This window comes from Sphingobacterium sp. UDSM-2020 (assembly GCF_016132525.1).
GTDB classification, from domain to species: Bacteria; Bacteroidota; Bacteroidia; order Sphingobacteriales; family Sphingobacteriaceae; genus Sphingobacterium; species Sphingobacterium anhuiense.
Genome location: NZ_CP066166.1, coordinates 1519663 through 1545911 on the forward strand (window position 1 = coordinate 1519663; position 26249 = coordinate 1545911).

Below are 26249 nucleotides of genomic sequence, written 5' to 3' on the forward strand. Positions count from 1 at the left end.
TGTCATTGACAGCTCTTTTGTGGTTTATAGGATTTCTATTTTGCTGGTGACTTCAACCTCTTCATTTTTTACTTTTGTTTCGAGCGTAAGCGCTTTTAAATAATGAGTTTTAGGATTTAATAGGTATTGGCCAGTGATTGATCCGACAGTTTGGCCTTCTGCCGTTATACTTCCTTCCGAAGTAATCGATATACCCTCTGCTGAGATACTTTTTAGGGTGTATGTTTGTTCTATTGGGCCTAGAGACTTATTATTTGCTGTTGCTTTCCATTGTTCTCCAACTTTTAATTCTCTATTTGGGTATTCAAACGCTGCTTCTTTGAGCATATTGGCATCAAACAGATCATTATCATCAGGTAAATCTTCGACATCTTTTATTTTTCCATTTAAACTCATCACAGCCACGATAGGGGTTTCCAGCAAAGTTTTAACTTTTTCATGGATCTGTTTGGAAAGTTCATTGGCTTCCGGATTCTTGGAATCATAGTTGACGGTCATCATTCCTGCATCCATTGCCATGATCATTTCTGTATATTTCGTTGCATAGGTCAATGTACTGTCTGTAGCATTGGTGTTTGTTGTTTCGCACAACATGGTTGCATCGATCATAGTACTTTGAGCACCAGCATTGACATCTATAGTCATGTGCATTTTTTGTGAAAAGGGATTATTAAGGTCGGGTTTCAGCTTTAATAAAACTTTGTCTTGAGCAATTAATGTCGTAATAATAAAGAACGACAAAAAAGCGAGCGATAGGGTCTTGATCATTTAAGATTAGTTAGTAAAATATCCCCTAAATTAAAAAAGACCTTTGGTATTACCAAAGGTCTTTTTTGAATTAAGCAATTAGATGCCTTTATTTTTTGATGTAAGCAACTTCTTTTACAGCTTTTACAACTTTAGCAACACTTGGAAGAGCTGCTTCAATTAATGTAGCTGCATATGGAAGAGGAACATCTGCTGCTGTAATACGAACGATTGGAGCATCTAAATAATCAAATGCATTACGTTGTACAGAATATGTTATTTCAGATGAAATAGACGCTAATGGCCAAGCTTCTTCCACAATTACCAAACGGTTTGTTTTCTTAACAGACTCGATAATAGTTGGGTAATCTATTGGACGAACAGAACGTAAGTCAATTACTTCCACATTGATACCTTCTTTTGTCAATTCTTCAACAGCAGGTAATACAACACGTGGAACCATTTTACCGAAAGATACGATGGTTACATCAGTACCTTCTTTAACAACATTTGCTTTACCTATTGGTAAGTAATATTCTTCTTCAGGCACGTGACCTTTATCACCGTACATAACCTCAGATTCCATAAAAATAACTGGATCTGGATCAATCATAGCAGATTTTAATAAACCTTTCGCATCATAAGGATTCGAAGGAACAACAACTTTTAATCCTGGAGTATTTGCATACCAGTTCTCAAAATTTTGAGAGTGCTGTGCTCCCAATTGCCCTGCATTACCAGTTGGACCACGGAATACTATTGGAATAGAGAATTGACCTCCACTCATGGAACGAATCTTTGCAGCAGCATTGATAATTTGGTCAATCGCAACTAAAGAAAAGTTGAAAGTCATGAATTCAACGATTGGTTTTAAACCGTTCATCGCAGCACCGACTGCTATACCTGCAAAACCTAATTCTGCAATAGGTGTATCTATCACGCGTTTAGCTCCGAATTCATCCAGCATACCTTGGCTCACTTTATAAGCACCATTGTATTCTGCAACTTCTTCTCCTAATAAAAATATTGTTTCGTCTTTACGCATTTCCTCGTTCATCGCTTCACGAAGTGCTTCTCTGAATTGTATCTCTCTCATCAGTTGTAAAATAGTGTCAAATTTTAGATTACAAATCTACTATTTATTATTGATATTTTGAAGGTTATTCATCGCTAAATATCTGCTTTTATGTCATTTTTTAATAACAGGATGGCGAAAACAGTAATAAAATTCAAAAATTAAACTTTATCTATTTTAGACAAAATTTCGAAAAGAACCGCATTGCTATTGTGGATAGCGAGCGGTACGTTCCACGTGGCACGATTTCGCTTCTCTACATAATTAGATATTCCACGGATCTGTATGGTTTGAATTTTTGCTTCAGATGCAGCTAAAAAAACAGACCCTCCTTCCATGGATTCAATCAGAGCATTGGGTATTTGTATCAGTAATTTCGAAATTTCTAATTCATTTCCATGCACCTTATTAACTGTTACACCTAGCCCTGTTGGTAATGCATGCACCAGTTCCTTAGTTGTCTTATTTTGTGTGGCCACATAATGAGCGTTACCAAATCCAAGTTCATCAATCGGAATGAATCGCTCATCATCTTCTGCTCCTAATTCTGAGAAGATCTCGCGATCGATTGAAACGACCGCCCCTATTGGTAATGATCGATTAAAGCAGCCACCAATACCGATATTAATGATAAGATCATATTGATTATTTACAAGATGTTTTCCAAGCCGATAAGCTGTTTGTACCATACCCACTTCCGTTATTAAATAGTCGGTATTCGGATATGCAGCAATACGATCAAGGAAGGGTTGAATTTCGAATCGAGTTGCTGCTACTATAAGTGTTTTCATGTGGGATAACCTTTGTACAATATTAATCAATATTTACGCAAATGTGATGGTAATCATTTCGTTGAAAGCGATATTTTGGTTGCAAACACGTATCTTTGTGGTATTATGGTATATATCACTCGTCGTGAGCGCTTTTGCGCTGCACATAAGCTTTACCGCGAAGATTGGAGTATTGAGAAAAACGAAAATGTTTTCGGAAACTGTTCAAATGTTAATTGGCATGGTCATAATTATGATTTGTTTGTGACGGTCAAAGGTGACGTAAATCCAACAACAGGTTTTCTGATTGACTTAAAATTGATGAAAACCATTATTTTGGAAAATATCGTAAGTAAAGTCGATCACAAAAATATTAACCTTGATGTTGATTTTATGAAAGATAAGATGGCTTCTACAGAAAATATAGCAATTGCTATATTTGAGGTATTGAAACCATTATTTGAAGAACAAAAAGTGCAGTTGCACAGCATTCGCCTTCATGAAACAGAAAATAATTACGTCGAATATTTTGGCGACTAATCTTATACACTAATTTATTTAATTACTATGAGTAATCACTCATTTGAAGAAGAAGAGTTAGACGGCTACGTGAAAATTGATCAATATAATCAAGAAAAAGTTGGTCGTATTGCCGCTCATTATACAGATATTTTAGAATCTCTAGGAGAAGATCCGAATCGTGAGGGATTATTGAAAACACCAGAACGTGTAGCAAAAGCTTTGCAGTTTTTAACTCATGGATATGATATTGATCCTGCTAAAGTATTACAAGGTGCTATGTTTGAGGAAGACTATAGCCAGATGGTTGTGGTGAAGGATATTGAAGTGTATTCGATGTGCGAACACCATATGTTGCCATTCTTTGGTAAAGCACATATTGCTTATATTCCCAATGGTCATATCGTCGGATTGAGCAAAATTCCACGCGTTGTAGATATCTTTGCACGTCGACTACAAGTTCAAGAACGTCTTACCAATGAAATCCGTGACTGTATTCAAGAAACCTTAGGAGCAAAGGGTGTGGCTGTGGTGATCGAATGTAAGCATATGTGTATGGCTATGCGAGGCATTCAGAAGCAAAATTCTGTCACTACAACATCAGCATTTACAGGAGCTTTTCAAAACGATGTAACGCGTTCGGAATTCTTAAAACTAATTACTGCAAACTTGACGTAATTCAATAAAAAAATAACAAAATTTAAAGTCCAATCTTCCTATGATGATTGGACTTTTTTTTCTTTAAAAATTCAAAGAATTTAAAAAATCACAATTTTTTAAAAGTGTCATTATGCTTCATAAAGGCGGATGCGATTTTTTATGTAACATTTGATCAAATATTAATTACCTAATTATCAGCAGTTTGTATTTTATTTTTTCTGATTATAAATCATGTTCAGTAATTTTGTTGTTATGGACATTTGTAATGAGCATTTAGAATCTTACTTAGAGCGCACATGTGACGAAGAAAATCCGTTGCTAAAAAGCGTCAATAGGGAGACCTATTTGAAGGAAACAATGCCTCATATGTTATCCGGACATTACCAAGGAAGGGTGCTTGCTATGCTTAGTAAATTAGCTGCTCCAAATACTATTTTGGAAATCGGTACGTTTACTGGATATGCTACTTTATGCCTTGCAGAAGGCTTGTCTAAAAAAGGGATTTTACATACGGTAGATGTTAATGCAGAACAGGAGGAGCGTGTACAGGGATATTTTGACAGATCTGAATATGCGTCTCAAATTAAATACCATATTGGTGATGCTGCAGAAGTAATTCCGAAGATCGAAGGTAGCTTTGATCTGGTTTTTATAGATGCTGATAAAAAACGTAATCATTATTATTACGAATTAATTTTAGATAGAGTCCCGTCTGGAGGGCTGATTTTAATCGATAATGTCTTGTGGAAAGGCAAAGTATTAGATGAAAATCCAGACAATCAAACAAAGCAAATCATAGATTTGAATGAACAATTAGCTCAGGACCAGCGCATCGAAAAGGTTTTATTGCCGATTCGAGATGGACTTTTTGTATTACGCAAAAAGTAATTAGTGGACTAAATGATTCTTTATGAATTTTAAAACATTAAAAAACTATGTTGCTGTATTAATTTTGATCGTCAGTAGTTATGCTATTGCATCCGCTCAAAGCAATCAATTTTATATTGATAAATACAGCCCCGTAGCACAAGAGATGATGCAAGAACATGGTGTTCCAGCATCAGTAATTTTAGCTATTGCAATGCATGAAAGTGCACATGGAAATAGTAAGATTGCAAAAAATTTAAATAATCACTTCGGTATTAAAGGAAAAAATAATAGCAAAGTGATTAATTCAGCATATAAAGGTTATAAATCAGTACTTGATTCTTATAATGACTTTATATCGTTGGTTAAAAGAAAGAAAACCACGACTCCCTTATTTGAGGAAAATCGAGGACACAACTACAAAGCTTGGGTAGGTGCTTTAGCAAAAGCAGGATATTCAAGAACTAAAGATTGGTCTGCTAAGGTTATCAAAACAATTGAAATGTATGATTTAGATAGTTTTGATAAAAATCCGACCACAATATCTAGGAAACTCACCGCTTCTAAGTAATGCTACTCATCCAATGAAAAAAATTGCTTTTATCCTACTTGCCCTTACTGTTTTTTTTAGTTCATGCTCATCCAAAAAAAACACCGTCTATAAAAGCAAAAATCATCAAGGCTCTACCTCTTCCAATCGTCCTAGTAAGTTAAGACCAGCTGTTTCAGGAAATGCTTATGTTGAGAAATATAAAGATATTGCTATTTCAGAAATGAATAAGTACGGTATTCCTGCGAGTATCAAATTGGCACAAGCATTATTAGAATCTGGAAATGGCAATAGCTATCTCGCTACAGAAGCCAATAATCACTTTGGAATCAAATGTGGAGGAGTATGGAAGGGAAAATCCATTAATCGCCCAGATGATAATATCAATGACTGCTTTCGCGTTTATGAAAGTCCGGAACAGTCTTTTAGAGATCATTCTGAATTCTTGTTGCGTAAACGTTATTCCGATTTATTCTTGCTCAATAAGAACGATTATAAAGGCTGGGCCAAAGGTTTGAAAGCCGCAGGCTATGCCACCAACCCGCGATATCCAGATTTATTGATCGATATGATTGAACGGTATGAACTCTACCAATATGACCGTGTGGAAACTCGTGTTGAGAAGGAGAAAAGAGAAGTTGTTGTTGAGCGGGAGATTGTACACAATGCAGTCGAAGCTCCTGTGGTACAAACAGAGCAAATCAAGAGTCCTGTAGCAATGCGTATTCATGAAGTACAAGGGAAAGACACATTATACTCGTTGAGTAAACAATACGGTATCACTGTTGATCAAATAAAAGAGTTAAATGGCTTGATTGACACAAACTTAGCCATCGGGCAGCTATTGGTAATTTCAAAGTAAATCATCAAAAGATGTTAAATATTTCTATTTTGATAAGCTAAAACGTAGTTTTACGAGAGTGAAGACTCTGCAAAATATCGTAATACTCATTCTTTTGTTTGCACTAGCACCCGATGCTTTTGCACAAAAGCGTATAGAGGGTATTGTTTCTGATTTTAATACCAAACAACGTATATCAAAAGTAACAATCCGCAACACCAGGACCAACGAAGAAGTCTTTAACAATAGTAAGGGAGAATTTTCGATTATGGCCGACAAAGGAGATGCATTGATCGCGACTTCTCGGGAATACTATCCTGATACCGTCATTGTAAATACCTCTCCTGTTATACTGTTCCATTTGAAGCGTGAATCGATTTATATTGATGAAGTCTCTGTAGTTGCAAAGAAAGATCCGGATGAGATTTTAAAAAAGGCAAGAAATGATTATGAGAAAGCCTTTCGGCTTTCTGATCCAGGAGATCTGTTTTCAGTTGGGCAAAATGGTGCAGGGCTCAGTATCAACTCCATCTATAGTCTGTTTAGCAGAGAAGCTAAAAATGCAAAAAGATTAAAGAAATTGATTGAGAGTGATTATAAAGATAATGTTATCGAGTATAAGTTTTCAGAACAATTGGTGAGTCGTACAACTGGTTTAGAAGGAGAAGAGCTCAATAAATTTAGACGGATCTTTAAACCAAGTTACTTTTTCATCATTAGTTGTACACAGTATGAACTGACAAATTATATCAAAGAATGTTATGAAAAGTATCAAAAAAATCCTTCTCGATATTTTATTGAGCCATTACCAACAATAAATCCTATTTTAGTACCTTAAATTAAGAAAAGAAAAAAAAGAGTTGCTTGATATGAAGTTACAATCCTTATTTGCCTTATTAATTATTGGCTTATCGTGTGGTACGGTTAGCGCTCAGGTTAATTTGAAAGACCTTAGAGTAAAGCCAGATTCAGTTATTTCGGAGAATAAACAAGAAAATATCTCCTTAAAAAATATTCGTCCAGTAGTACCAAAATTAGAATTACAAGTTGATTATTGGAAGCATTGGACTCGATTTGGCGTAACTGCAAATCAAGCTTATTTTAATGAGGATTGGCAAGGCGGGGGGGTAAATTCACTTGCAGTAGGTTTTAATGTTTATCATAAATCAGACTATACCAAAGATAATTTTAATTTCATAACAGAATTAGATTTGAGATATGGAAAAGTGAAGAATAGGGACCAAATGTCTAAAAAGAATAATGATCGTATTTTTTGGGATAATAAAATATCTTATAAACTCTCAAAAAACTGGTCATTATTTACATCCCTTACTTTTGAATCTCAATTTGATGTAGGTTATACTTATGAATTTAAAAATGGGCGTGATTCAATTACAGCAACAGTTTCAGCTTTTATGGCACCAGGTTATTTTACTGAGTCCTTGGGTTTTGAATACAAACCAAGTAATGAATTCTCATTACGTTTAGGAACAGGTACCGCTCGTCAGACATTGATTTTAGATGATCGTATCAAGCCCTTGACAGTTGAAGAATATAAGCAGAAATATCCAGATCGTAAACCAATAGATAATGATCAAGAACGCTATGGCATTGAGGCAGGTAAGATGTTTAAAAATGATCTAGCTTTCCAAATCACAGCTAATTTAGATAAAAATATAGCCAAAAATTTAAATTTAAAAAGCAGATATAACTTGTTTGCTAACTATAATAAATTGTCTGATCCAGCTCATCGTTTGGATGTTACATTAACAGCTAAAGTAACATCATTGGTTAATGTCACTTTAAATGGAATTGTTTTATATGATTCTGAGGTAGTTTCAAAAGTACAGGCGAGTGAAAGTTTAGCATTAGGTATTACCTATAGTTTACCTCGATAATGTTTGAAAAAAAAAATCTTTGGATTCCGTTTATACTTTGTTTTGCTCTATCCATTATTGGATGTAAGAGTAAGTCAGGCATGGCTAAAAAGGGATCTATAGAGCAAATTGTACCTGTAAAGATAGATACGATCATCCAAAAGGTGATCGTACACGATACCGTTCCCAAATTAAGCCCGGGAGAGCACAAAGTATGGACATTGGGAAAGGCCGGCATACATGCTAATATACGTCAGGAAACGGCCATACACTTTGATGTGCGCAAGCCAAACTACGTTATTATCCATCATACAGCACAGAATAGTCTGGATCAAACCATCAGAACATTTCAGGTAGAGCACACAAAGGTAAGTTCACATTATGTGATTAGCCGGAATGGTGTAATCGTTCAGATGCTCAATGATTATGTAAGAGGTTGGCATGCGGGACTCTCCAAGTGGGGAACGATCACAGATATGAATTCGATCTCCATTGGAATAGAACTGGATAATAATGGAAAGGAAGCATTTCCAGATGCCCAGATTGAAGCGTTAATGGTTGTCTTGGATACATTAAAAGCTAATTACGGTATTCCCGCAGCAAATTTCATTGGTCATGCTGATATTGCTCCAGCTCGTAAAAATGATCCAAGTGTATTTTTTCCTTGGAAAAAATTGGCAGATCGCGGTTTTGGTATATGGTATAATCCTGCAGAATTGGTAACAGCTCCAGAAACCTTCAACCCAATTGATGCCTTGAGAATCATTGGTTACGATACACGCAATTTGAAAGCGGCAATTATTGCATTTAAAAGGAAGTTTGTTGTCAACGATGTGAGCCCAGAACTCACAATTTATGATAAAAGTATTCTTTATAATCTATATCAAAATTATTAAGCTATTCGATTGAATGGCTTTTTTTTGGTATCAAGTTTTCTAATAAGTAAGCGATGAACATGACCGAGATACAGCCAATGACATTGAGCCATAAAAAGGCTATGACATCCATTTTCCAGATCGTAAAAATAATCACTTCAGTTATTATTGCAGCATAAAACACGGCTTTCCCTCCTATCCTCTTCATATAGAAGGCGACAATAAAAATGCCCAAAATAGTACCATAAAATAATGAACCTAGAATATTAACCGCCTCTAGGAGATTGCCCAGTCTACTTGCATATAAGGCGACAGCGATAGAAAATACACCCCAGAAAAGCGTGAATATACGTGACCAGAATAGATCCTGTTTATCGCTAGAATTTTGGTTTATAAATCGCTTGTAAATATCAACGGTGCTTGTAGAAGCCAAAGAATTGATCGCACTTGCTGTAGATCCCATAGATGCAAGAAAGATAACAGCGATAAGTAGACCTATTAAGCCCTTAGGGAAAGTATTATTTACAAAAGATAGAAAGATGTAGTTATTGTCATTTGTTTCGGCAGCGGGATTATTCTTCTTTATTAATGCGACAACTTCTGTACGGATACCGTTTAGTTTTTCATTTGAATTCTTGAGTGTAAGCCTTGCTTCGTCTATTGTAGACTGATCCTCATCATCAATGGCTTTAGTTAAGCGATTAATTGTTTCCTTCTTTTCATTACTAATAAAAGCCTGTTGCTTTTCCAGAGCCGTATAAGTGCTGTTATATTCACTTTGTTTTAGCTTATCTACTTCAACCTGGTTGAAAAAGATTGGCGGTGTGTGATATTGATAATAAACAAAAACAAGAACGCCTATGAGCAGAATACAAAATTGCATAGGTATTTTGAGCAAGCCATTCATAAGTAGACCAAGTCTACTTTCTTTTATAGATGAACCCGTTAGATAACGGCCTACCTGACTTTGATCCGTACCAAAATAGGATAGCTGTAGGAAGAAACCACCAATAATACCTGTCCAAACAGTATACTGGTTATTCAGGTCAAATGTAAAGTCGATCGCATTTGTTTTTCCAGATTTACCAGCAATATGAAGCGCTTTATATAAACCAATGTCTGTAGGTAAGAGTTTGACAACAAGTATTCCGGCGACAAGCAACACTCCAAATATGATGCTCATCTGGAGCATTTGCGTGTGTGAAACTGCTTTAGTACCACCATATGTCGTATAGATCACCACGATACTACCGATTAAAAGCGTGGTGAGAGGAAGGTTAATATGTAAAATGCTGGCTATAATAAGTGCCGGAGCAAAAATACTGATGCCTGTTGATATACCGCGCTGGATCAAAAACAAGAAAGCCGTTAATCCACGGGTCCGAATATCAAACCGTTTCTCTAGAAATTCGTAAGCTGTAAAAACGCGAAGTTTATGAAAGATTGGTACAAAGGTGATACAGAGTACAATCATGGCCAAAGGAAGACCAAAATAGAACTGGACGAAGCTCATTCCTGAACTGTAAGCCAGGCCTGGCGCAGAAAGAAAGGTGATGGCACTCGCCTGAGTGGCCATCACCGAAAGTCCGACATGGTACCAAGGTAAGGATTGATTACCAAGTAAATACCCATCAATATTTTTAATTCCTCTACTTTTGTACATGCCATACAGCACAATAATCAAAAGAGTCAGAATAAGAACTATCCAATCAATCGTACTCATGAAAAATAGCTCGTGAATAGATAAAGGAATAGTATGACCACAAGCAGGCTACACGCTACTAAAATATAAAAGCGCTTCCATTTTTGTGTTAAGGGATTATTTCCCCTATCTGTCATGCGGTGTTTGAGCGTAAAGGAAGCTATTGAAGAAAGCTGCGATAATTAAACCAACAACAGCTCCACCTATGATACTTAAAAAAGTCTCGTTTGCAGTGAATGAAATTAAAGCTCCAAATATCACACCGATTAATACGATTAATCCTTTTGGATTAGGTGCGCATGCGTTGTTTTCAACTTGATTTTCCATTGAATTGTATGTTTTATTTTGATTTTGATAACAAATTTACAAATAATCTGTAAGCTCCAGGAACTCCTGCAGGCAATTGTCTGAAAAATGACAATGATGTATAGACAAATCTACCACTTCCATAGTTAGTAATCAATAGCGATCCATTGTGAAGGGGTTCATTTTTATCCTGCATCTGTATAGGTGTCTGATAACGACTGTCGATATCTTCCGCAAAATACAGACCCCGTTCTTGTACCCAGTTGTCGAAATCAGATTTGATGATTTTATTTGGATAGTTAAAAATTGGATTTTGTTCATCAAATTTTACTACAGCAAGTTCTTCCGTCACCCTGCTGTTGCCTAAACGGAATGGATATGGACCAAATTGATTAGAGAGCAACTTGTTGTTTACATTATACTGTTCCAAAACTGAACCGCCATTTTTAACATATTCATTTAGTTTAGCACTAATCTGATTCATCGATTTTAAGACGTTAAAAGCCCTTATTCCTACTATGACGGCATCATATTGTGCGAGATTTTGATGCAGAGCCTGTGTTTCATTTAGAAGATCTACAGAAATACCAATTGCTCTTAAAGACTCAGGAATTAAATCTCCCGCTCCAACCAGATATCCAACTTTTTTGATAGGAACTTGAAGTTGCAGATTGCTGACTTTTATTGTAAGATCAGGAAACCACGTGATGGCTGGTATATGGTCATAATGTATATCGCGGTTTATTTTGACTTTTTCATTTGAGCCATAACGGAAGGAAAGTGTATCTAGGCGTGTATCTCTGGTCTGTGCCTGAACGGTAAATTCCTGACTTATTTGTTGCTGGTTTTCTGAATATTCGAGCTTAACCAGATTTGGAGTTACGATCCAATTTTTGTTGACAACAGGAGAAACATTTTCTGTTCTATTTTTTGTACTGCCTTCATTTACAAATGTTACCCTTACCTTTTGTGGGGTGTTATTTTGACTTAGTACGATCGTCTGGTCCGCAGATCCGGTTATGGCTGGTGAAATCACGATAGGATTGTAGATTTCTCCCCTAACAGCATCTGTAAATTTATATTGGATGGGTTTTTTATAGTTAAGCGCCTTTCCATTGATGACCAGTTCATAGTCAACAGCTGGATAGTCTGGATTTTCAGGGGCTCCAGTTTTATTAAAGTCTGCGAATTGGAATCGACCTATAAGATTTGGAGCATCCAACCAGTACGGTTGTGTACTAAACCGCGCAGGGTAAGAACTAGTAAAACTTGTTAGGGTATTATTTTCGAGATTTTGATTGATATTTTTTCCATTGATCTTAGCAACCTGTATCGCAGGAACATCAGCTCTTACAATCAGTTGATTTGTAACCTTTATCGTGTCTTCAATAGCATAATGCGGCTTTGCTGCGATGCTTTCTATTCTTACTCCAGCACAGGCAAGGATTAAATCATTGATTTCATTTGTTTTTATTTCTTTCCAGTAGTTATCCGCTATCGCCTTGACCAGTGTCAGAGCTTCGAATAGGTCAGGAATTGATTTTTCCGGGTGGTCGAGCTGAAAGGAAGCATTAATCTGTTTTATTTTCGTACTGATAGCAGCGGTATGAGGGATTCTTGACCAGGTATCATCAATATTTTCGAAAAGATCTTTATTCGTTGCTTCTCCTGCTATGTATTCAAAATATTCTGTAGACTTTCCAACCTGAGCAGCACTTCCAAATCCCTGACTTTTATGAGATGACCTACTTTCGGCAGCAACTTCTCCATAGGATTTGCCTATCAAGGGATTGTATTGGCCTATTTCAATCTGTATTTGATCATCACTAATCGTATTTTGATTGCCAAAATTGTACGTATTCCATAGCAAACGAGTTGCTTTCCATGGTTTGACCTGTTTCAACTGTTCTGGAAACCGTGTTGGGTCTGCAGCGGCAACAAATGCATCTTTTGCTAATATTGCAGAAGCTTGGTGATGACCATGTCCCCCTCTCGCATCAGGTGGAAATCGGGTTATAATGACATCAGGTCGGAATTTTCGAATGATCCACACCGCTTCTCGAAGTACTTGTTCTTTATCCCAAAAATTAAAGGTCTCTTCTGAAGTTTTAGAAAATCCAAAATCAAAAGCAGAAGTAAAGAGCTGCTCTCCCTGATCGATTCTTCTTGCTGCTAAAAGTTCCTGTGTCCTAATCAGACCAAGTTCTATTCCCTGTTCCGTACCGATTAAGTTTTGTCCCCCGTCTCCCCTTGTTAGGGACAGATATCCCGTTTTATAATGTTTTTCCTGAGCTAACCATGCTATTAATTTAGTGTTCTCGTCATCCGGATGGGCTGCAAAATATAGAACAGACCCTAGAACATTTAATTTTTCTAATTTTGATTTTATGTCAGCACTGTTCCAGCTATTTGTTGCCTTTTGAGCTTGAGCCTGTGGCAGAAAGGTTAAACAAATGAATATGTTGGTAAATAGGATTGATTTTAACATAGATTAAAGGTAATTAATATTGTGGTTAAATAAAAAACGGAAATTCTGTAGGGAGAATTTCCGTTTCTAACAATTAAAATATTATCTTAAAATCTACCCTTTTATAGTTTGTTCATCAGGATAGCAAATTCTTTAAGTGGTAACCTTTATTACCGCTAAAGATAGTACAATCTTTATTGGACTTTAGCATTAAATGAGAACAAGTTTTCCACAAAAAGCGGATTATACACATTCATATTAAAAATGAAGTTCTTGTTGCAGTAATTGCTATTGCTAAAGGCTAAAAGATTTATTTATCAATTGAACCTAAAACACGTTTCATAAACATGTTCATAGCGTCCTTTTTACTATTTCCTTCTTTAATTAGTTTATCAACCTCAACAGCGCCATAAAGATTTGAAATCAATTCACCGATTACATCAAGCTCTTCATCTTTTAAAGGAGCTTCTACCAAGGATTCTAATGTCTCGATGGTCTCTAATACATAGTCAACATCGTTCTGTTCGATAAACTCGGTGATATGTTTAATTACTGGAAGCTTCATTGAATAAGTCGATTAAGGCGTCAAATTTATTTGTTTGTACTTGATTTACCAATTTTCCATTCTTGAAAGCCGCAAAAGTAGGCAAGTTATTGACATTTGCGAGTTTTCTAGATTCCGGAAATTTTTCTGCATCAGCGATTACGAAAGTTACATTTTCATTTTCAGTCGCCAATTTTTTGAATTTCGGTTTCATAATTTTGCAGTTACCACACCAAGTAGCTGCGTATTGAACCATTACAATATCATTACTGTTTACAATTTCTTGTAAATTATCGTTTTCTAATTCCTGTACCATGATTTTTTTGTTTATTTATTGAGAAAGATGAATAAACAAAGGGGGTAAGGGATTACCCCCTTTGTAAAAAGACCAATGTAGTCTTTTCAGTATTGTTTTTAGTTACCAGCTAAATAGCTAGCTACACCGTCACGAGTTGCGTGCATTGCTTCTTTTCCTTCTTCCCAGTTAGCAGGACATACTTCACCAAAATTCTGAACGTGAGCATAAGCATCGATTAAACGTAAATATTCTTTTACGTTACGACCTAATGGCATATCGTTTACAGATTCGTGGAATACGCGACCTGTTTCATCGATCAAATAAGTAGCTCTGTAAGAAACTGCAGAACCTTCAACTAAAGTACCGTACTCAGGGTGCTCTACTTCTTTAATGTCTAAAATACCTAATACAGAAGATAGGTTACGTGTAGTATCTGCTAAAATTGGGTAAGTTACGCCTTCGATACCACCGTTATCTTTTGCTGTATTTAACCAAGCGAAGTGAACTTCGTTTGTATCACAAGATGCACCGATAACGATTGTATTACGTTTTTCAAATTCTGGTAAAGCTTCTTGGAAAGCATGTAATTCTGTTGGGCAAACAAAAGTGAAATCTTTTGGGTACCAAAACAATACTACTTTTTTACCTTCTTGAACTGCTTTTTCGAAAACGTTAATTTGTAAATTATCGCCTAAATAATCGATTGCATCTACTGTGATGCTTGGAAAACTTTTACCTGTGAAACTCATAATAATATCTTTCTTTTTTTGTTGATACAAAGATACCTCAAATAAGGTTAAAAAAGTATTGATTTTTTCAATGAGCTATCGTTAAAATCTATTTTTACATTAAGGGTACAATAAGTTTTCTCGATAGGTTTATTTTAAATAAATTTTGCATTTATCAGACAAAATTCTACCTTTGTAGCGTTCCACAAGGAAATTGAGATACAATAAATCTTAATTCTTTAGAAGTCAACAAATTATACTGGGGGGGTTCCAGAGCGGTCAAATGGGACGGACTGTAAATCCGTTACTTCGGTTTCGAAGGTTCGAATCCTTCTCCCCCCACAGTATTTTTTCTCTCCTCTTTTTTCAGTAACATTTTAATAAATAAGTTTGGGATTAAGCAATATATTTGAAATATTTGCATACGCTTTGTCGGCCCTGTAGTTCAACGGATAGAATAGATGTTTCCTAAACATTAGATAGCAGTTCGATTCTGCTTGGGGCTACAACAAAAAATGCGAGACTGTTAAATAGTCTCGCATTTTCTTTTTTTATCACATCTGCCATATGGTTAATGAATAATCTTTCTTTTACCTGTTATCCCTCCCTGAAAACTTTCAGTTTACTTACCATAATAAACATGAGGACACCGAAGAAAGCAAATACACCGTAAGAATATCGTAAACTTGTCAGCTCTGCAATATAGCCGATTAAAGGAGGGCCCATTAAGAAGCCCAGAAAGCTAATGCTAGATACCATCGCCAAGGCTACCCCTGGAGTAACCTTTTTGTTCTGGCCAGCAACACTATATACCGTCGGGACATTGCACGCAACACCGATACCCACCATCATAAAAGCCAATGTGCTAATGTAAAAAAGAGGGAATATAACAGAGGTCATCATGCCGACAAACATTAATATACCGCTAATTTGTAAGGTTCTTTTTCTACCGAGCCTACTGATGACCGCATCACCAATAAATCTTCCCAGCGCCATCATGACCATGAAAGACGCATAACCAACAATAATAAATTGTTCTGGAGCGTGAACTATTTCCTTAAAATAAACGCCGCTCCAGTCAAACATAGCACCCTCGGTGGCCATGCTGAAAAAGCCGATGATACCCAGTTGTACTAAACTGCTTTCTGGTTTGGAAAAAAATGATGTTTTTTTAGCCTCTGTAGCGACACCAGGAATCAAGTAACGGTAGTTGATGGTCGTATTAATCACAATGAGAACAAAAATAATGATAAAATGAGGAATGGTGTCTACAGCTATATTCATAGTGAGTAACCCGATGAGGGCACCAGTAAATCCGGCGATGCTCCAGGCTCCATGAAAAGATGACATGATTGATTTTTTGAAAATCTTTTCTGCAGCAACCCCCTGTGTATTGACAGCTATGTTGCACATGTTTCCAATTACCCCAAAGAAAAATAAGATTGCTCCTAATTCCCATGCGTTTTGTGCAAAACCTATTAAACATAAAATAAGGGCATAAATAATCGCGACTATTCGTAGTACTCTAGCACTGCCGTAAGTGGTAACCAGTTTCCCGGATAACGCCATGGTGACCAGTTGACCGACAGGAAGCATCAATAAAATTGTGCCTAATTGACCTTCTGTAAGATTCAGACGTTCTTTGATAATTGGAATACGGCTTGCCCAAGAAGCAAATGCCAGGCCCTGGCAAAAATAAAATAAGGATACAGCAATCCGAATGCGATTACGGTTTTGGTAAAGCTCTTCTTCAGAGTAGGTTAAGGATGCGTTCATTGTTGTAATGATGTGTCAGCAAAGGTACATGTAAGAAATTAATAATGACAGTGATGATGTTTCATCTTTTGGTATTTATGCAAAAAATATTAAAATTAATGGGTGCACATTGATAAAGAACACGTGATATTGAAAACTGTTTTTAATGCTGGGGTAGGTTTTTTTAATAACGATTGATTATTTCATTGTTTTCTAACGAGTAGCTGATTAACTTTGGCATACAGGTATTTAATCGATTAGCCTCCTTGAAAAGTATGATTAGAAAATTGTTATTGGGCACTTGTCTTGCCTTAGGTGGAACCATGCATGCTTTTGCGCAGCAACAACCCACATTTTTATCCCATCCGACTTTAAGTCCTGATGGAAAAGTCCTTGTTTTTAGTTTTGAAGGTGATCTGTGGAAAGTTGAAAGTGAAGGTGGGGTTGCAGTGAGATTAACAGGTATGGAGGGCAATGAAATCAATCCACGGATATCGCCTGACGGCAAACAGCTTGCATTCTCAGCAAATCAGAATGGAAATATGGATGTATATATCATGCCTTTAGCTGGTGGTGATATCCGTCAAATTACACATCACGATGGTGCTGATGAAGTGGACAGTTGGAGCTGGGACAGTAAAACGTTATATTTTACATCAACCCGCTACAATCGGATGAGTAGTTATCAAGTTGATGCTACAGGGGGGACTGCAAAGCGACTATTTCCACATTATTTCAATTATATAAGTCAAGTTGTAACCACACCATCTGGAGAACTATTGTTTAATGATAGTTGGGAAGGATATAGTTCAACTAACCGTAAGCGATATAAAGGAGCATTCAATCCGGATATAAAATCTTATAATCCTAAAACAAAAACATTTAAGCAATATACCGATTACAATGGTAAAGATTTCTGGCCTACTGTTGATCAAAATGGTGTGATCTATTTCGTATCTGATCAAGGAAATGCCGAATATAACCTGTATCAGATGAGCGGTGATAAACCCGTGGCTTTGACTTCATTTAAGGAATCTATCAAGAGACCTGCTGTAGCTGCCAACGGGAAAAAGATTGTTTTTGAAAAAGGATATCAATTGTTTTTATATGACGTTGCATCAAAGAAGGTTACACAGCCAACTATCGCATTGAGCAGAAATCAGGTATTAGGCAAGAGCAAGGAATTTAATGTAAATGGTAACATCAGCTATTTTGATGTAGCACTTGACGGTAAAAAGATGGCATTTGTATCGAGAGGCGAGCTCTTCGTTTCCGATAGCGAAGGTAAATTTATCCGTCAGATGCCTAGTCAGGGACAGCGCGTTATGGAGGTGAAATGGTTAAAGGATAACAAAACATTACTTTACAGTCAGACCCATCAAGGTTACCTGAACTGGTACACCCGTAGCGCAGACGGATTGGGCGAACCAAAGCAGTTGACACAAGATCTTCGCAATAATAGAGAGTTAACTTTCAACGCTGATAAATCACATGCTGTTTATTTAAGTGGGCGAGATGAAGTACGTCTTTTAGATCTGACAACTTTAAATAGTAAAACTGTTGTTAAGGATGAACTGTGGGCATTTCAAAATTCCTCTCCCTCTTTTTCTCCAGACGGGAAATATATTCTTTTTACTGCTATTCGAAATTTTGAGCAAGATATTTTTGTTCATCATATCGGTTCAGGTCAAACAACAAATCTGACCAATACTGGTGTCACTGAAGCCTCCCCATCGTGGTCACCAGATGGAAAATATATTTATTTTGCCAGTAACCGCACAAAGCCGTCCTTTCCTACCGGCATGCAGAACTCCAGTATTTTTAGAATGGCATTGGAAAATTTTGACGAACCTTATCGCATTAGCAAATTCAATGAACTCTTTAGTCAGCCTGCAAAGAAAGACACCATTACGGACAATAAGAATGACAATAAAACAAAGGCGAAGGATAAGAAAGAAGAAAAAGCAACAAGTTCTTCTACCGACAAAAAAGTGCTGGTTACAATAGATGTTAAAGGGTTACGTGACCGTATTGAACAAGTAAGCCCTGCTTTTGGAACGCAATCAGATCCCATTGCTATCCTAAAAGGAGAAAAAAACTATGTTTTCTTTTCATCCAATCACGAAGGAAAGTACGGATTATACAGAACGATCTATGAACCTTTTGAAGCTGTTAAAACCGAAAAGGTTGTTGACAATGGAATTAACCAGTTTATCGAATCTGGAGGTAAGTATTTTATCCTTAATAGAGGGGTAATTCAAAAATATAACCTTGACCAAAATAAACTCGATGCGGTAACAATCAATTTTAGATTTAACCGTGATCTGGAAAATGAGTTCAAACAGATGTTCTATGAGACTTGGGCTGGACTAGAAGAAAACTATTACGATAGTACTTTCCACGGTATCGATTGGACGGCGATGAAGAAGAAGTATGAACCGTATCTTTCTGGTATTAATGACCGTAGTGATTTACGCATATTATTAAATGATATGTTAGGAGAGCTAAACTCTTCACATTTGGGCTTTAGTTCGATGGGAGCAGAAGAGCGCAAACCATTTGGGGACGTAACTAATGAAATTGGTGTTTTATTCAATCAGGATAATCCTTATCAAATAGCACAGATTATAGACAACAGTCCAGCTTCCCGTAAAGGAGTAGATCTGAAAGAAGGCGATGAGATCATGGCTGTTAATGGAAATAAAGTAAATCCTAAAGAAGATCGGGATCAGTATTTTACATGGCCGTCCCTTGCAGAGGAAATACAGTTGACTATACTACGTGGCGGTAAAGAAATTTCAGTTTTTATTCGGCCCTTAACCAGTACCGCTTTTAAGGACCTGATTTATGACGAATGGATGAAAGGCAATCGAGGGAAAGTTGATCAATGGAGTAATGGCAAAATTGCATATTCACATATGAAAAATATGGGAGGGCCGGAGTTGCAACGCTTTTTGATCGATATGGCCGAGCAAGAGAATAATAAAGATGGTATTATTTTGGACCTGCGATACAATACAGGAGGTAATGTGCACGATGAGGTGTTACGTTTTCTGTCACAAAGACCTTATTTGAAGTGGCAGTATCGTGGCGGTCAGCGGGCTCCGCAAAGTAATTTTGCACCAGCATCGAAACCTATTGTACTTTTGATAAATGAACAATCTCTGAGCGATGCAGAAATGACCGCAGCAGGGTTTAAGGAATTGAAATTAGGTAAGATTATTGGAAATGAAACCTATCGTTGGATTATCTTTACATCAGCAAAAGGTTTAGTAGACGGATCTAGTTATCGCGTGCCAGCCTGGGGATGTTATACTTTAGCTGGTCAAGATTTAGAGTTATCAGGTGTAGCACCGGATATTGTGGTTAAAAACACAATCGCAGATCGTACGAATGATAAAGACCCGCAACTGGAACGCGCAGTGCAAGAAATATTGAAAGACTTGAAATAAGAAATTTTTAATAATAAACCAGATTCAGAGATGAATCTGGTTTATTATTTTTGAACAGTACCTTGATTTTTATTCAATTATTCTTTAATGATAAACATTAGAAATCAAGATTAGAGTAGGATAAAATAATGACTATTTCGTTTCTTTTATAAAGAAAACAGTCAAACTTCGTGCTCCCTGTGCGCCGCGTACCAAGTAAGCTCCAATATCTGCGGTAGCTGAAGGGCCCATAACAAAACAACCATAAGTAGAGGCTTGAAAATCAATATCGCTGTATGCTGTATGCATATTTTCTGTAATCGCATCTGGATCAAGTAATATAGCAAGATGCTGTGATAGAAATCCCAGAGAGTTTACCTTCAATGAATTTTCAGTAAGCCATATCATCCCCATTTCTGCCACTCCAAATTCTGCTCTTATAATTCCTAAATCTACGTCGTCTAGATCTCGAGGATGTGCAATAGCATTAAGCGATTTGGTACCCTCCCATTCTGGGGCTGCAGAACAACTAACCCGTGTATCAGGAAGGTTTTTGAGCATGATTTCTTGCGCTTCTGCAATACTTTCTACGTCATAGCTCTCTCCTCCGGCAAGCCCAAGGTTTACTTTAAATTGATCTTTCAGATTAGTTCCCTGTTTCTCAAAAGATGGCAACTCAGGATAAGCAACCTTTTGAGCAGGAAGATTTTGACGGATAGCCGCTAATATTTCGTCTAGTGAACTCATTTTTTCAATCTATTTTTAATATACCAATCGCGGAAAGTCTCTTTTTTAATTTCCGGCAATTCGCGGTGTTTACCCCAAGCATTTAATTTGGTGTTATATAATAACCAATTTGGTGTAAGTTTCATACCATAGTATGCCGCCTTCTCTGCCAATCGGAATAATTTGGGATTAGCAAATACTTTTTCTACCGCTCCAAACGCATAGTGAAGTGCTTTGGAAGATTCATTGATATTGACCATGCGCTGTCTCCATAATCCAATTTGCTCAGCAATATTAATCCGAACTGGACAAACCTCAGAGCAAGAACCGCAAAGTGATGAGTGGAAAGGAAGCTCACTGAATTTTGATTCATCAAAAGTCGGATCGATAATGATACCGATCGGCCCCGAATAAGTGGCTCCATATGCTAATCCCCCACTTCTACGGTATACCGGACAGGTATTCATACATGCTCCACAACGAATACATTTCAAGGATCTCCAGAAATCCTCCATTCCTAAACGACGGCTTCTTCCATTGTCCGTTAGTACAATATGCATTTCGGTTCCTGTTTCTCTAGGTCCCATAAAATGAGAAGTGTATCGAGTGGCTGGAGTGCCTAGAGCACTGCGTGACAGTAAACGGATAAATAGGGCAAGATCTCTCGTTTTGGGAAGAATTTTTTCAATTCCAATACTGGCAATGTGTAACGGTGGTATACTTGCTGTAAGGTCGGCATTACCTTCGTTTGTACAGACTACAAAAGCACCTGTTTCTGCGATAGCAAAATTTGCTCCCGTTAAACCTGCATGCGCTTCCAAAAATTTAGGACGAGCATTGTTTCGCATAGCTTCTGTTAATTGTGTAGGATCATCCTCATCTGGATTCGTACCGATTGTTCTTGCAAAAAGTTCAGCCACATCTGCCGTCGTTTTATGAATAGCGGGCATGACAATATGGCTTGGCATTTCCCCAGAAAGTTGTTGTATCCTTTCGCCAAGATCTGTTTCGATCATTTCGATACCTCTAGCCTCAAGAAAAGCGCCCATTTCACATTCCTCCTGGAGCATCGATTTACTTTTGACTACTTTGGTGGCATTGTGACTTTTTAATATGTCGTATACGGTTTGATTATGTTCTATATCGTCTTTCGCAAAATGTACAATTATACCACGTTTGGTCGCTTCGGTCACAAACTGTTCTACATATTGGTCCAGATGGGTTAGTGTATGCTCTTTTATTTGTGAAGCAAGATCACGCATCTGCTCCCATTCAGGAATTCCAGATGCGGCAAGATCCCGTTTCATGCGGGCATTCCATAAGTTTTTATCGTGTGTAGGCTGGTGGATGTCATCCATGTAGATGAAATCTGCCGCATTTTGGTCAACTCTAACTTTACTCATTTTGATTTTCTTTTAAAAAGGACCATTATTTAAAACTTGAGCGATGTGTACAAATTTTAAAGGTGCTTTTCCGCGTTTAGCAATCCCTTCCTGATGCATCAAGCAAGACATATCAGGTGAGACGATACAATCTACTTCGTGATTCAGGTAATCAGCAACTTTATCCTGCCCCATTTTGACACTGACAGCTTCATCAGTAACACAAAATGTGCCCCCAAATCCACAGCACTCATCTGGGCGGGTAATCTGTTTAATGGTCACCCCCTCTACCATGGTTAATAGCTGCTCCGTTTTATTAAAGTAGGGTTCTTGCCACTCAGAGCGAGATTGTATATGTAAACCCCGTATAGCGCTGCAACTATTATGAATGGCCACTTTATGTTTGTAAGAAGCCCAAGGGAACTCTTTAACCTTTAATATATCTGTTAGAAACTCAACAAGCTCGTAAGTTGTTTTGCGTACATGCTTTACTTTTTCGGTTTGTGGGATAGCATCGAAGTGCATGCGTACGTGTTTTACACAGCTTCCTGCCGGACCAACGATGTAATCAAAACCTTCAAAATTATTGCAGAAAAGCTGCTCTGATGAAGCCGCATTTTTTTGATCACCTTCATTGCCCATCGGCTGGCCGCAACAGGTTTGATTTAATGGCACTACCACTTCCACTCCGAGGCGCTCCAAAAGTTCTAGTGTTGCAATTCCTACTTCGGGATAGATCGCATCGATATAACAAGGAATAAATAATCCTACACGCATATTGTTGATTTAAATTGATGGGCTAAGTTTACAAATAAAATTCGAATTTACTGTTCTTAACTATCATGGAGTAGCAATAAAATTACTTAATTGCTTGAATTTTTATAAAACACTATTGGTAACAATTGAAAAAGGTATCTGTATTTTTTGCCAATGCACAAATATTTTTAAGAAACGATGAAAAACTTAAAAGAGCTTTTTTTCAAAATAAAAAAGCTCTTATCTTTTTTACTTGTTTGCTAAAAAAAATAGGAATCTATTTTTTCTGTGCGAGCAATGCTTTAAGAACCGCGATCGTTTCATTTTTTGCTTCGATCGTTTCTTTGAGCGCTAGAATGGTTTCTTGCTGTCCAGAGTTGTCAGGAATTGTCGCTGAGGTTAATTGTGAAGTTTCGTTAGCCGATAAATATGGCTGATTACTTGCTCCGATCAGGTAGTCTGTATTGATGTAATTGTATGATATTTTCATATCATGAATATGCTGAATACTCACTTTTTTTCGTTCGGTTTTTAAATCATTGATTCCAACTTTCGATTCATTGATTAATTTACCTAGTTCTACGTATGTTTTTAATTCGCCTTTTTTCTTTAGATCCTCAAACAAGAGAAAGAAACGTTCGTTGTATGTAATGGACATGCTGTTTGGGTTGTTTTATGCTTTTGTTAGGGGATAGATGATATACTCATACTATCGCCTTTTTATATGCGTGCAAACATACATTTTTAAGTTTATAATAGTATGAAATATTATAACTTATTTTTGAAAATTAGGATTCATCAATAAATTAGCTGACAAAAGCATCGGTTATTCATACCATAGTTAGCAGTGCATCGCATGGAACTATTTCTTGTGCAGACTAAGAATGAATTGATACGATCTGTGTATTATCGGTATATGATCAAAATAGATAGAGCTATTAGAAGGTCTTTATATGCCATATTCGTAAGATTTACTTGACGATACTATTCCAATATTAATTGGCTTTTACTAGAGGCAGAAGGACAAATTGGGATTATATTTGTATAAGAAGGTGAAAATTTTCACCTTCTTATTTATCAAAATTTGGACATATTGGGAAATAAGTGACCCAATTTATAAAGATAAAGCATCGGTAATGACTTCATAAATATAATCAAGATCCGCGTCGCTAATGCAGTAAGGAGGAACAAGGTAAATAATATTGCCTAATGGTCTTATTAATATACCTCGCTGTAAGAAATAGGGATATACAATTTCATTTATATTACTAAAATAAGATGTTTCTTCACGCTGTTTTAATTCGATAGCCATTATTGTTCCCGTTTGTCTAACATGCTTAATCTTAGGTTCATTTTTGATCTTAGTAAGAAAGATGCTGTGTTTCCTTGTGATGTTTGCAATACGGGCTAAAGTTTCTTTATTTAATAATAACTCCATGCTTGCCAGTGCCGCTGTACAAGCTAAAGGGCTGGCGGTAAAAGAATGGCCGTGAAATAAGGCCCGTTGTTTTTCATCCGAATAGAAAGCTTCATAGATCGTATTGGAGCAAGTTGTTATGCCCAATGGCATAGTTCCACCTGTTAAACCTTTGGAAAAACACATTATATCTGGTGATTCAGACAGATAATCTGCCGCAAACAGTTTTCCTGTGCGGCCAAAACCGACAAAAATTTCATCTTGAATCATTAAGATACCCTTAGAACGGCAATACTTCATTAATGTACTCAAGTATTCTGGTTCATGCATCAACATTCCTGCTGCCCCCTGTACCAGCGGTTCGTAGATGAAACAAGCGACCTCTGTCGCGTGTTTATCAATTTCCTGACGTAGGAATTCAATATTTTTATTTGTGGGAACGTCTATAAAAATAACATCAAAAAGCAGATGTCCGAATGGCTCTGTCCATACCCCTCTGGCACTCACTGACATCGCTCCAAAAGTATCACCATGGTAAGCATTGCGGAAGGCTAGAATTTTTGATTTCTTTTGACCTTTGTTTGCATGGTACTGTATGCACATCTTTAAGGCAACCTCGACAGCAGTAGATCCATTATCGGTATAGAATACTTTTTGTTGATTATTAGGAAGTAGTTTTAGTAAGTTTTCAGCTAATTGAATAGCTGGTTCATGTGTAAATCCTGCAAATATAACCTGCTCCAGCGTATTTAACTGTTTAGAAACACGGGCTGCAATATAGGGGTGGGCATGCCCATGTAAAGTTACCCACCAGGACGATACAGCATCAATATATCGGTTACCTAGATCATCATATAGATATGTCCCTTCGCCCCGAATGATAGGGATGATGTCCGATGCACCCTTCATTTGAGTGTAAGGATGCCAGTTAACGTTCTTGTCCCGTTCTTTTAATGTGCTGTGCATGCTTCGTCCATCATGTGTTTGACCATCGGTTTCAATCCCAGTGTCTGGAACATTTTCATGTCATCAGATACTCCTGGATTTGGAGTCACCAGTAATGTCTCTCGCTCACCTGTAAAAATGGAATTGGCACCCGCCATAAAACACCAGGCTTGTTCTGTTTCATTCATCTCTATACGGCCGGCACTTAACCTAACCATTGATTTTGGCATCACTATACGGGCTGTGGCGATCATTCTGACCATATCCCAGATATCAACTTTGGCATTGTTTTCCAATGGGGTTCCCTTAACACGTGCGAGTGCATTGACTGGTACAGATTCAGGATGCTTGGGCATAGTCGCCAATGTTAAAAGCATTGCTATCCGGTCTATGTGTGACTCACCTAGACCTATGATACCCCCTGAACAAACGGTTATTCCAGCCTTACGCACATGGTTGATGGTATTGATGCGGTTATCAAACGTGCGGGTAGAGATGATCTCATCATAATACTGTTCAGATGTATCTAGGTTATGATTATAGGCATGTAGGCCTGCCTCCTGAAGCCGAATAGCCTGCTGCTCCGTTAACATTCCCAGTGTACAGCAGACCTCAAGACCTAGATCATTTACGCCTTTTACCATGTCTATAATACGGTCAAAATCACGATTGTCACGAACTTCTCTCCAAGCGGCCGCCATACAAAATCGGGTAGAACCATTATTTTTTGCCTTTTGAGCATGCTCGATCACGGTTTGTGTGGGTAAGAGGGCCTGTACTTTTATATCGGTGTGATAGCGTGCGGCCTGGCCACAGTAGGAACAATCTTCTGGACATCCGCCTGTCTTTACAGATAGTAAGGTGCACACCTGTACTTCCGCGGCATTATGATATTCGCGGTGAACCGAAGCGGCGTGATAAATGAGCTCCATAAGAGGTTGGTCATAGATCTGTTGAATTTCTTCCTTGGTCCAGTTATTTCGGATTGTAGTTTTCATCTGTTATTAAATT

At 37.3% G+C, this 26249-nt stretch carries 24 protein-coding genes, 2 tRNA genes and 1 pseudogene; 11 read left to right on the forward strand and 16 right to left on the reverse strand.

Annotated elements, in window-relative coordinates; genetic code table 11:
- Window positions 1-24 precede the first annotated feature (24 nt).
- From JAZ75_RS06610 to mqnB, 3 genes are all read right to left on the reverse strand, one after another.
- Window positions 25-768 carry a DUF6263 family protein gene (locus JAZ75_RS06610; protein WP_132844981.1) on the reverse strand — a complete coding sequence of 248 codons (744 nt, stop codon included), beginning with the start codon at window positions 766-768 and terminating at the stop codon, window positions 25-27.
- Window positions 769-856: 88 nt separating this feature from the next.
- A complete protein-coding gene (locus tag JAZ75_RS06615) occupies window positions 857-1843 on the reverse strand; it encodes a pyruvate dehydrogenase complex E1 component subunit beta (RefSeq protein ID WP_021189278.1) in 987 nt (328 codons plus the stop codon).
- 140 nt (window positions 1844-1983) lie between these two features.
- Entirely contained in the window at window positions 1984-2613 is a 630-nt protein-coding gene (mqnB, locus tag JAZ75_RS06620; RefSeq protein WP_208700749.1) for a futalosine hydrolase, read from the reverse strand.
- 105 nt (window positions 2614-2718) lie between these two features.
- On the opposite strand from mqnB, the gene JAZ75_RS06625 reads away from it, so the two are divergent.
- From JAZ75_RS06625 to JAZ75_RS06660, 8 genes are all read left to right on the forward strand, one after another.
- Complete coding sequence (locus JAZ75_RS06625) at window positions 2719-3132, forward strand: 6-pyruvoyl trahydropterin synthase family protein (RefSeq protein WP_208702367.1); 414 nt, start codon at window positions 2719-2721, stop codon at window positions 3130-3132.
- Between the two features lie 27 nt (window positions 3133-3159).
- The gene (gene folE, locus JAZ75_RS06630; protein WP_132771763.1) at window positions 3160-3789 is read left to right on the forward strand and encodes a GTP cyclohydrolase I FolE; all 630 of its coding nucleotides are present in this window, start codon (window positions 3160-3162) and stop codon (window positions 3787-3789) included.
- 234 nt (window positions 3790-4023) lie between these two features.
- On the forward strand, window positions 4024-4659 hold the full coding sequence (locus JAZ75_RS06635) for an O-methyltransferase (protein ID WP_132771812.1): 636 nt from the start codon (window positions 4024-4026) through the stop codon (window positions 4657-4659).
- Window positions 4660-4681: 22 nt separating this feature from the next.
- Window positions 4682-5209: a glucosaminidase domain-containing protein gene (locus JAZ75_RS06640; protein WP_208700751.1), complete on the forward strand. Its 528-nt coding sequence runs from the start codon at window positions 4682-4684 to the stop codon at window positions 5207-5209.
- A 13-nt stretch (window positions 5210-5222) separates the two neighbouring features.
- On the forward strand, window positions 5223-6050 hold the full coding sequence (locus JAZ75_RS06645; protein WP_208700753.1) for a glucosaminidase domain-containing protein: 828 nt from the start codon (window positions 5223-5225) through the stop codon (window positions 6048-6050).
- 58 nt (window positions 6051-6108) lie between these two features.
- On the forward strand, window positions 6109-6867 hold the full coding sequence (locus tag JAZ75_RS06650; protein ID WP_132771765.1) for a hypothetical protein: 759 nt from the start codon (window positions 6109-6111) through the stop codon (window positions 6865-6867).
- Window positions 6868-6898: 31 nt separating this feature from the next.
- Window positions 6899-7927 carry a DUF3078 domain-containing protein gene (locus JAZ75_RS06655; protein WP_208702369.1) on the forward strand — a complete coding sequence of 343 codons (1029 nt, stop codon included), beginning with the start codon at window positions 6899-6901 and terminating at the stop codon, window positions 7925-7927.
- An 80-nt stretch (window positions 7928-8007) separates the two neighbouring features.
- Window positions 8008-8802 (forward strand): N-acetylmuramoyl-L-alanine amidase, encoded by a 795-nt coding sequence (locus JAZ75_RS06660; RefSeq protein ID WP_208700755.1) that lies wholly within the window; start codon window positions 8008-8010, stop codon window positions 8800-8802.
- A gap of 1 nt (window position 8803) precedes the next feature.
- On the opposite strand, the gene JAZ75_RS06665 is transcribed toward JAZ75_RS06660, so the two are convergent.
- From JAZ75_RS06665 to JAZ75_RS06690, 6 genes and pseudogenes are all read right to left on the reverse strand, one after another.
- Window positions 8804-10504 carry a sodium:solute symporter gene (locus tag JAZ75_RS06665; protein ID WP_208700757.1) on the reverse strand — a complete coding sequence of 567 codons (1701 nt, stop codon included), beginning with the start codon at window positions 10502-10504 and terminating at the stop codon, window positions 8804-8806.
- Window positions 10505-10609: 105 nt separating this feature from the next.
- Window positions 10610-10810, reverse strand: a complete 201-nt coding sequence (locus tag JAZ75_RS06670) for a hypothetical protein (RefSeq protein WP_021189267.1) — start codon at window positions 10808-10810, stop codon at window positions 10610-10612.
- Window positions 10811-12743: 1933 nt separating this feature from the next.
- Window positions 12744-13277 (reverse strand): annotated as a pseudogene (locus JAZ75_RS26175) (PIG-L family deacetylase); the annotation flags it as partial.
- Between the two features lie 289 nt (window positions 13278-13566).
- The gene (locus JAZ75_RS06680) at window positions 13567-13821 is read right to left on the reverse strand and encodes a DUF6952 family protein (protein ID WP_021189266.1); all 255 of its coding nucleotides are present in this window, start codon (window positions 13819-13821) and stop codon (window positions 13567-13569) included.
- Complete coding sequence (locus tag JAZ75_RS06685; protein WP_021189265.1) at window positions 13802-14116, reverse strand: thioredoxin family protein; 315 nt, start codon at window positions 14114-14116, stop codon at window positions 13802-13804. Before JAZ75_RS06685 ends, JAZ75_RS06680 begins: the two co-directional genes overlap by 20 nt.
- A 98-nt stretch (window positions 14117-14214) precedes the next feature.
- Entirely contained in the window at window positions 14215-14847 is a 633-nt protein-coding gene (locus JAZ75_RS06690; protein ID WP_021189264.1) for a peroxiredoxin, read from the reverse strand.
- 240 nt (window positions 14848-15087) lie between these two features.
- Between JAZ75_RS06690 and JAZ75_RS06695 the strand changes: the two genes are divergently transcribed.
- Together JAZ75_RS06695 and JAZ75_RS06700 are read left to right on the forward strand one after the other, a co-directional pair.
- Window positions 15088-15168, forward strand: a tRNA-Tyr gene (locus JAZ75_RS06695).
- Between the two features lie 92 nt (window positions 15169-15260).
- A tRNA-Arg gene (locus JAZ75_RS06700) sits at window positions 15261-15332 on the forward strand.
- Window positions 15333-15423: 91 nt separating this feature from the next.
- Here JAZ75_RS06700 and JAZ75_RS06705 read toward each other — a convergent pair.
- A complete protein-coding gene (locus JAZ75_RS06705) occupies window positions 15424-16602 on the reverse strand; it encodes an MFS transporter (protein ID WP_132844994.1) in 1179 nt (392 codons plus the stop codon).
- A gap of 254 nt (window positions 16603-16856) precedes the next feature.
- Between JAZ75_RS06705 and JAZ75_RS06710 the strand changes: the two genes are divergently transcribed.
- Complete coding sequence (locus JAZ75_RS06710) at window positions 16857-20033, forward strand: S41 family peptidase (RefSeq protein WP_208700761.1); 3177 nt, start codon at window positions 16857-16859, stop codon at window positions 20031-20033.
- A 132-nt stretch (window positions 20034-20165) separates the two neighbouring features.
- Here the strand turns inward: JAZ75_RS06710 and JAZ75_RS06715 are convergent, their stop codons facing one another.
- From JAZ75_RS06715 to bioB, 6 genes are all read right to left on the reverse strand, one after another.
- Window positions 20166-20759, reverse strand: a complete 594-nt coding sequence (locus JAZ75_RS06715; RefSeq protein WP_132771771.1) for a lactate utilization protein C — start codon at window positions 20757-20759, stop codon at window positions 20166-20168.
- Window positions 20756-22141, reverse strand: a complete 1386-nt coding sequence (locus tag JAZ75_RS06720) for a lactate utilization protein B (protein ID WP_232789372.1) — start codon at window positions 22139-22141, stop codon at window positions 20756-20758. Before JAZ75_RS06720 ends, JAZ75_RS06715 begins: the two co-directional genes overlap by 4 nt.
- A gap of 12 nt (window positions 22142-22153) precedes the next feature.
- Window positions 22154-22897, reverse strand: coding sequence for a (Fe-S)-binding protein (locus JAZ75_RS06725; RefSeq protein WP_208700763.1), 744 nt, complete (start codon window positions 22895-22897; stop codon window positions 22154-22156).
- Window positions 22898-23153: 256 nt separating this feature from the next.
- Window positions 23154-23534 carry a hypothetical protein gene (locus JAZ75_RS06730; RefSeq protein ID WP_208700765.1) on the reverse strand — a complete coding sequence of 127 codons (381 nt, stop codon included), beginning with the start codon at window positions 23532-23534 and terminating at the stop codon, window positions 23154-23156.
- Window positions 23535-23990: 456 nt separating this feature from the next.
- Entirely contained in the window at window positions 23991-25259 is a 1269-nt protein-coding gene (gene bioA / locus JAZ75_RS06735) for an adenosylmethionine--8-amino-7-oxononanoate transaminase (protein ID WP_183918248.1), read from the reverse strand.
- Complete coding sequence (gene bioB / locus JAZ75_RS06740; RefSeq protein WP_208700766.1) at window positions 25244-26236, reverse strand: biotin synthase BioB; 993 nt, start codon at window positions 26234-26236, stop codon at window positions 25244-25246. Before bioB ends, bioA begins: the two co-directional genes overlap by 16 nt.
- Between the last annotated feature and the right edge of the window lie 13 nt (window positions 26237-26249).

Coding starts and splice junctions, on each gene's coding strand:
- JAZ75_RS06610 (WP_132844981.1), bottom strand. CDS start 768: ATGATCAAGACCCTATCGCTCGCTTTTTTGTCGTTCTTTATTATTACG.
- JAZ75_RS06615 (WP_021189278.1), bottom strand. CDS start 1,843: ATGAGAGAGATACAATTCAGAGAAGCACTTCGTGAAGCGATGAACGAG.
- mqnB (WP_208700749.1), bottom strand. CDS start 2,613: ATGAAAACACTTATAGTAGCAGCAACTCGATTCGAAATTCAACCCTTC.
- JAZ75_RS06625 (WP_208702367.1), top strand. CDS start 2,719: ATGGTATATATCACTCGTCGTGAGCGCTTTTGCGCTGCACATAAGCTT.
- folE (WP_132771763.1), top strand. CDS start 3,160: ATGAGTAATCACTCATTTGAAGAAGAAGAGTTAGACGGCTACGTGAAA.
- JAZ75_RS06635 (WP_132771812.1), top strand. CDS start 4,024: ATGGACATTTGTAATGAGCATTTAGAATCTTACTTAGAGCGCACATGT.
- JAZ75_RS06640 (WP_208700751.1), top strand. CDS start 4,682: ATGAATTTTAAAACATTAAAAAACTATGTTGCTGTATTAATTTTGATC.
- JAZ75_RS06645 (WP_208700753.1), top strand. CDS start 5,223: ATGAAAAAAATTGCTTTTATCCTACTTGCCCTTACTGTTTTTTTTAGT.
- JAZ75_RS06655 (WP_208702369.1), top strand. CDS start 6,899: ATGAAGTTACAATCCTTATTTGCCTTATTAATTATTGGCTTATCGTGT.
- JAZ75_RS06660 (WP_208700755.1), top strand. CDS start 8,008: ATGGCTAAAAAGGGATCTATAGAGCAAATTGTACCTGTAAAGATAGAT.
- JAZ75_RS06665 (WP_208700757.1), bottom strand. CDS start 10,504: ATGAGTACGATTGATTGGATAGTTCTTATTCTGACTCTTTTGATTATT.
- JAZ75_RS06670 (WP_021189267.1), bottom strand. CDS start 10,810: ATGGAAAATCAAGTTGAAAACAACGCATGCGCACCTAATCCAAAAGGA.
- JAZ75_RS06680 (WP_021189266.1), bottom strand. CDS start 13,821: ATGAAGCTTCCAGTAATTAAACATATCACCGAGTTTATCGAACAGAAC.
- JAZ75_RS06685 (WP_021189265.1), bottom strand. CDS start 14,116: ATGGTACAGGAATTAGAAAACGATAATTTACAAGAAATTGTAAACAGT.
- JAZ75_RS06690 (WP_021189264.1), bottom strand. CDS start 14,847: ATGAGTTTCACAGGTAAAAGTTTTCCAAGCATCACAGTAGATGCAATC.
- JAZ75_RS06705 (WP_132844994.1), bottom strand. CDS start 16,602: ATGAACGCATCCTTAACCTACTCTGAAGAAGAGCTTTACCAAAACCGT.
- JAZ75_RS06710 (WP_208700761.1), top strand. CDS start 16,857: ATGATTAGAAAATTGTTATTGGGCACTTGTCTTGCCTTAGGTGGAACC.
- JAZ75_RS06715 (WP_132771771.1), bottom strand. CDS start 20,759: ATGAGTTCACTAGACGAAATATTAGCGGCTATCCGTCAAAATCTTCCT.
- JAZ75_RS06720 (WP_232789372.1), bottom strand. CDS start 22,141: ATGAGTAAAGTTAGAGTTGACCAAAATGCGGCAGATTTCATCTACATG.
- JAZ75_RS06725 (WP_208700763.1), bottom strand. CDS start 22,897: ATGCGTGTAGGATTATTTATTCCTTGTTATATCGATGCGATCTATCCC.
- JAZ75_RS06730 (WP_208700765.1), bottom strand. CDS start 23,534: ATGTCCATTACATACAACGAACGTTTCTTTCTCTTGTTTGAGGATCTA.
- bioA (WP_183918248.1), bottom strand. CDS start 25,259: ATGCACAGCACATTAAAAGAACGGGACAAGAACGTTAACTGGCATCCT.
- bioB (WP_208700766.1), bottom strand. CDS start 26,236: ATGAAAACTACAATCCGAAATAACTGGACCAAGGAAGAAATTCAACAG.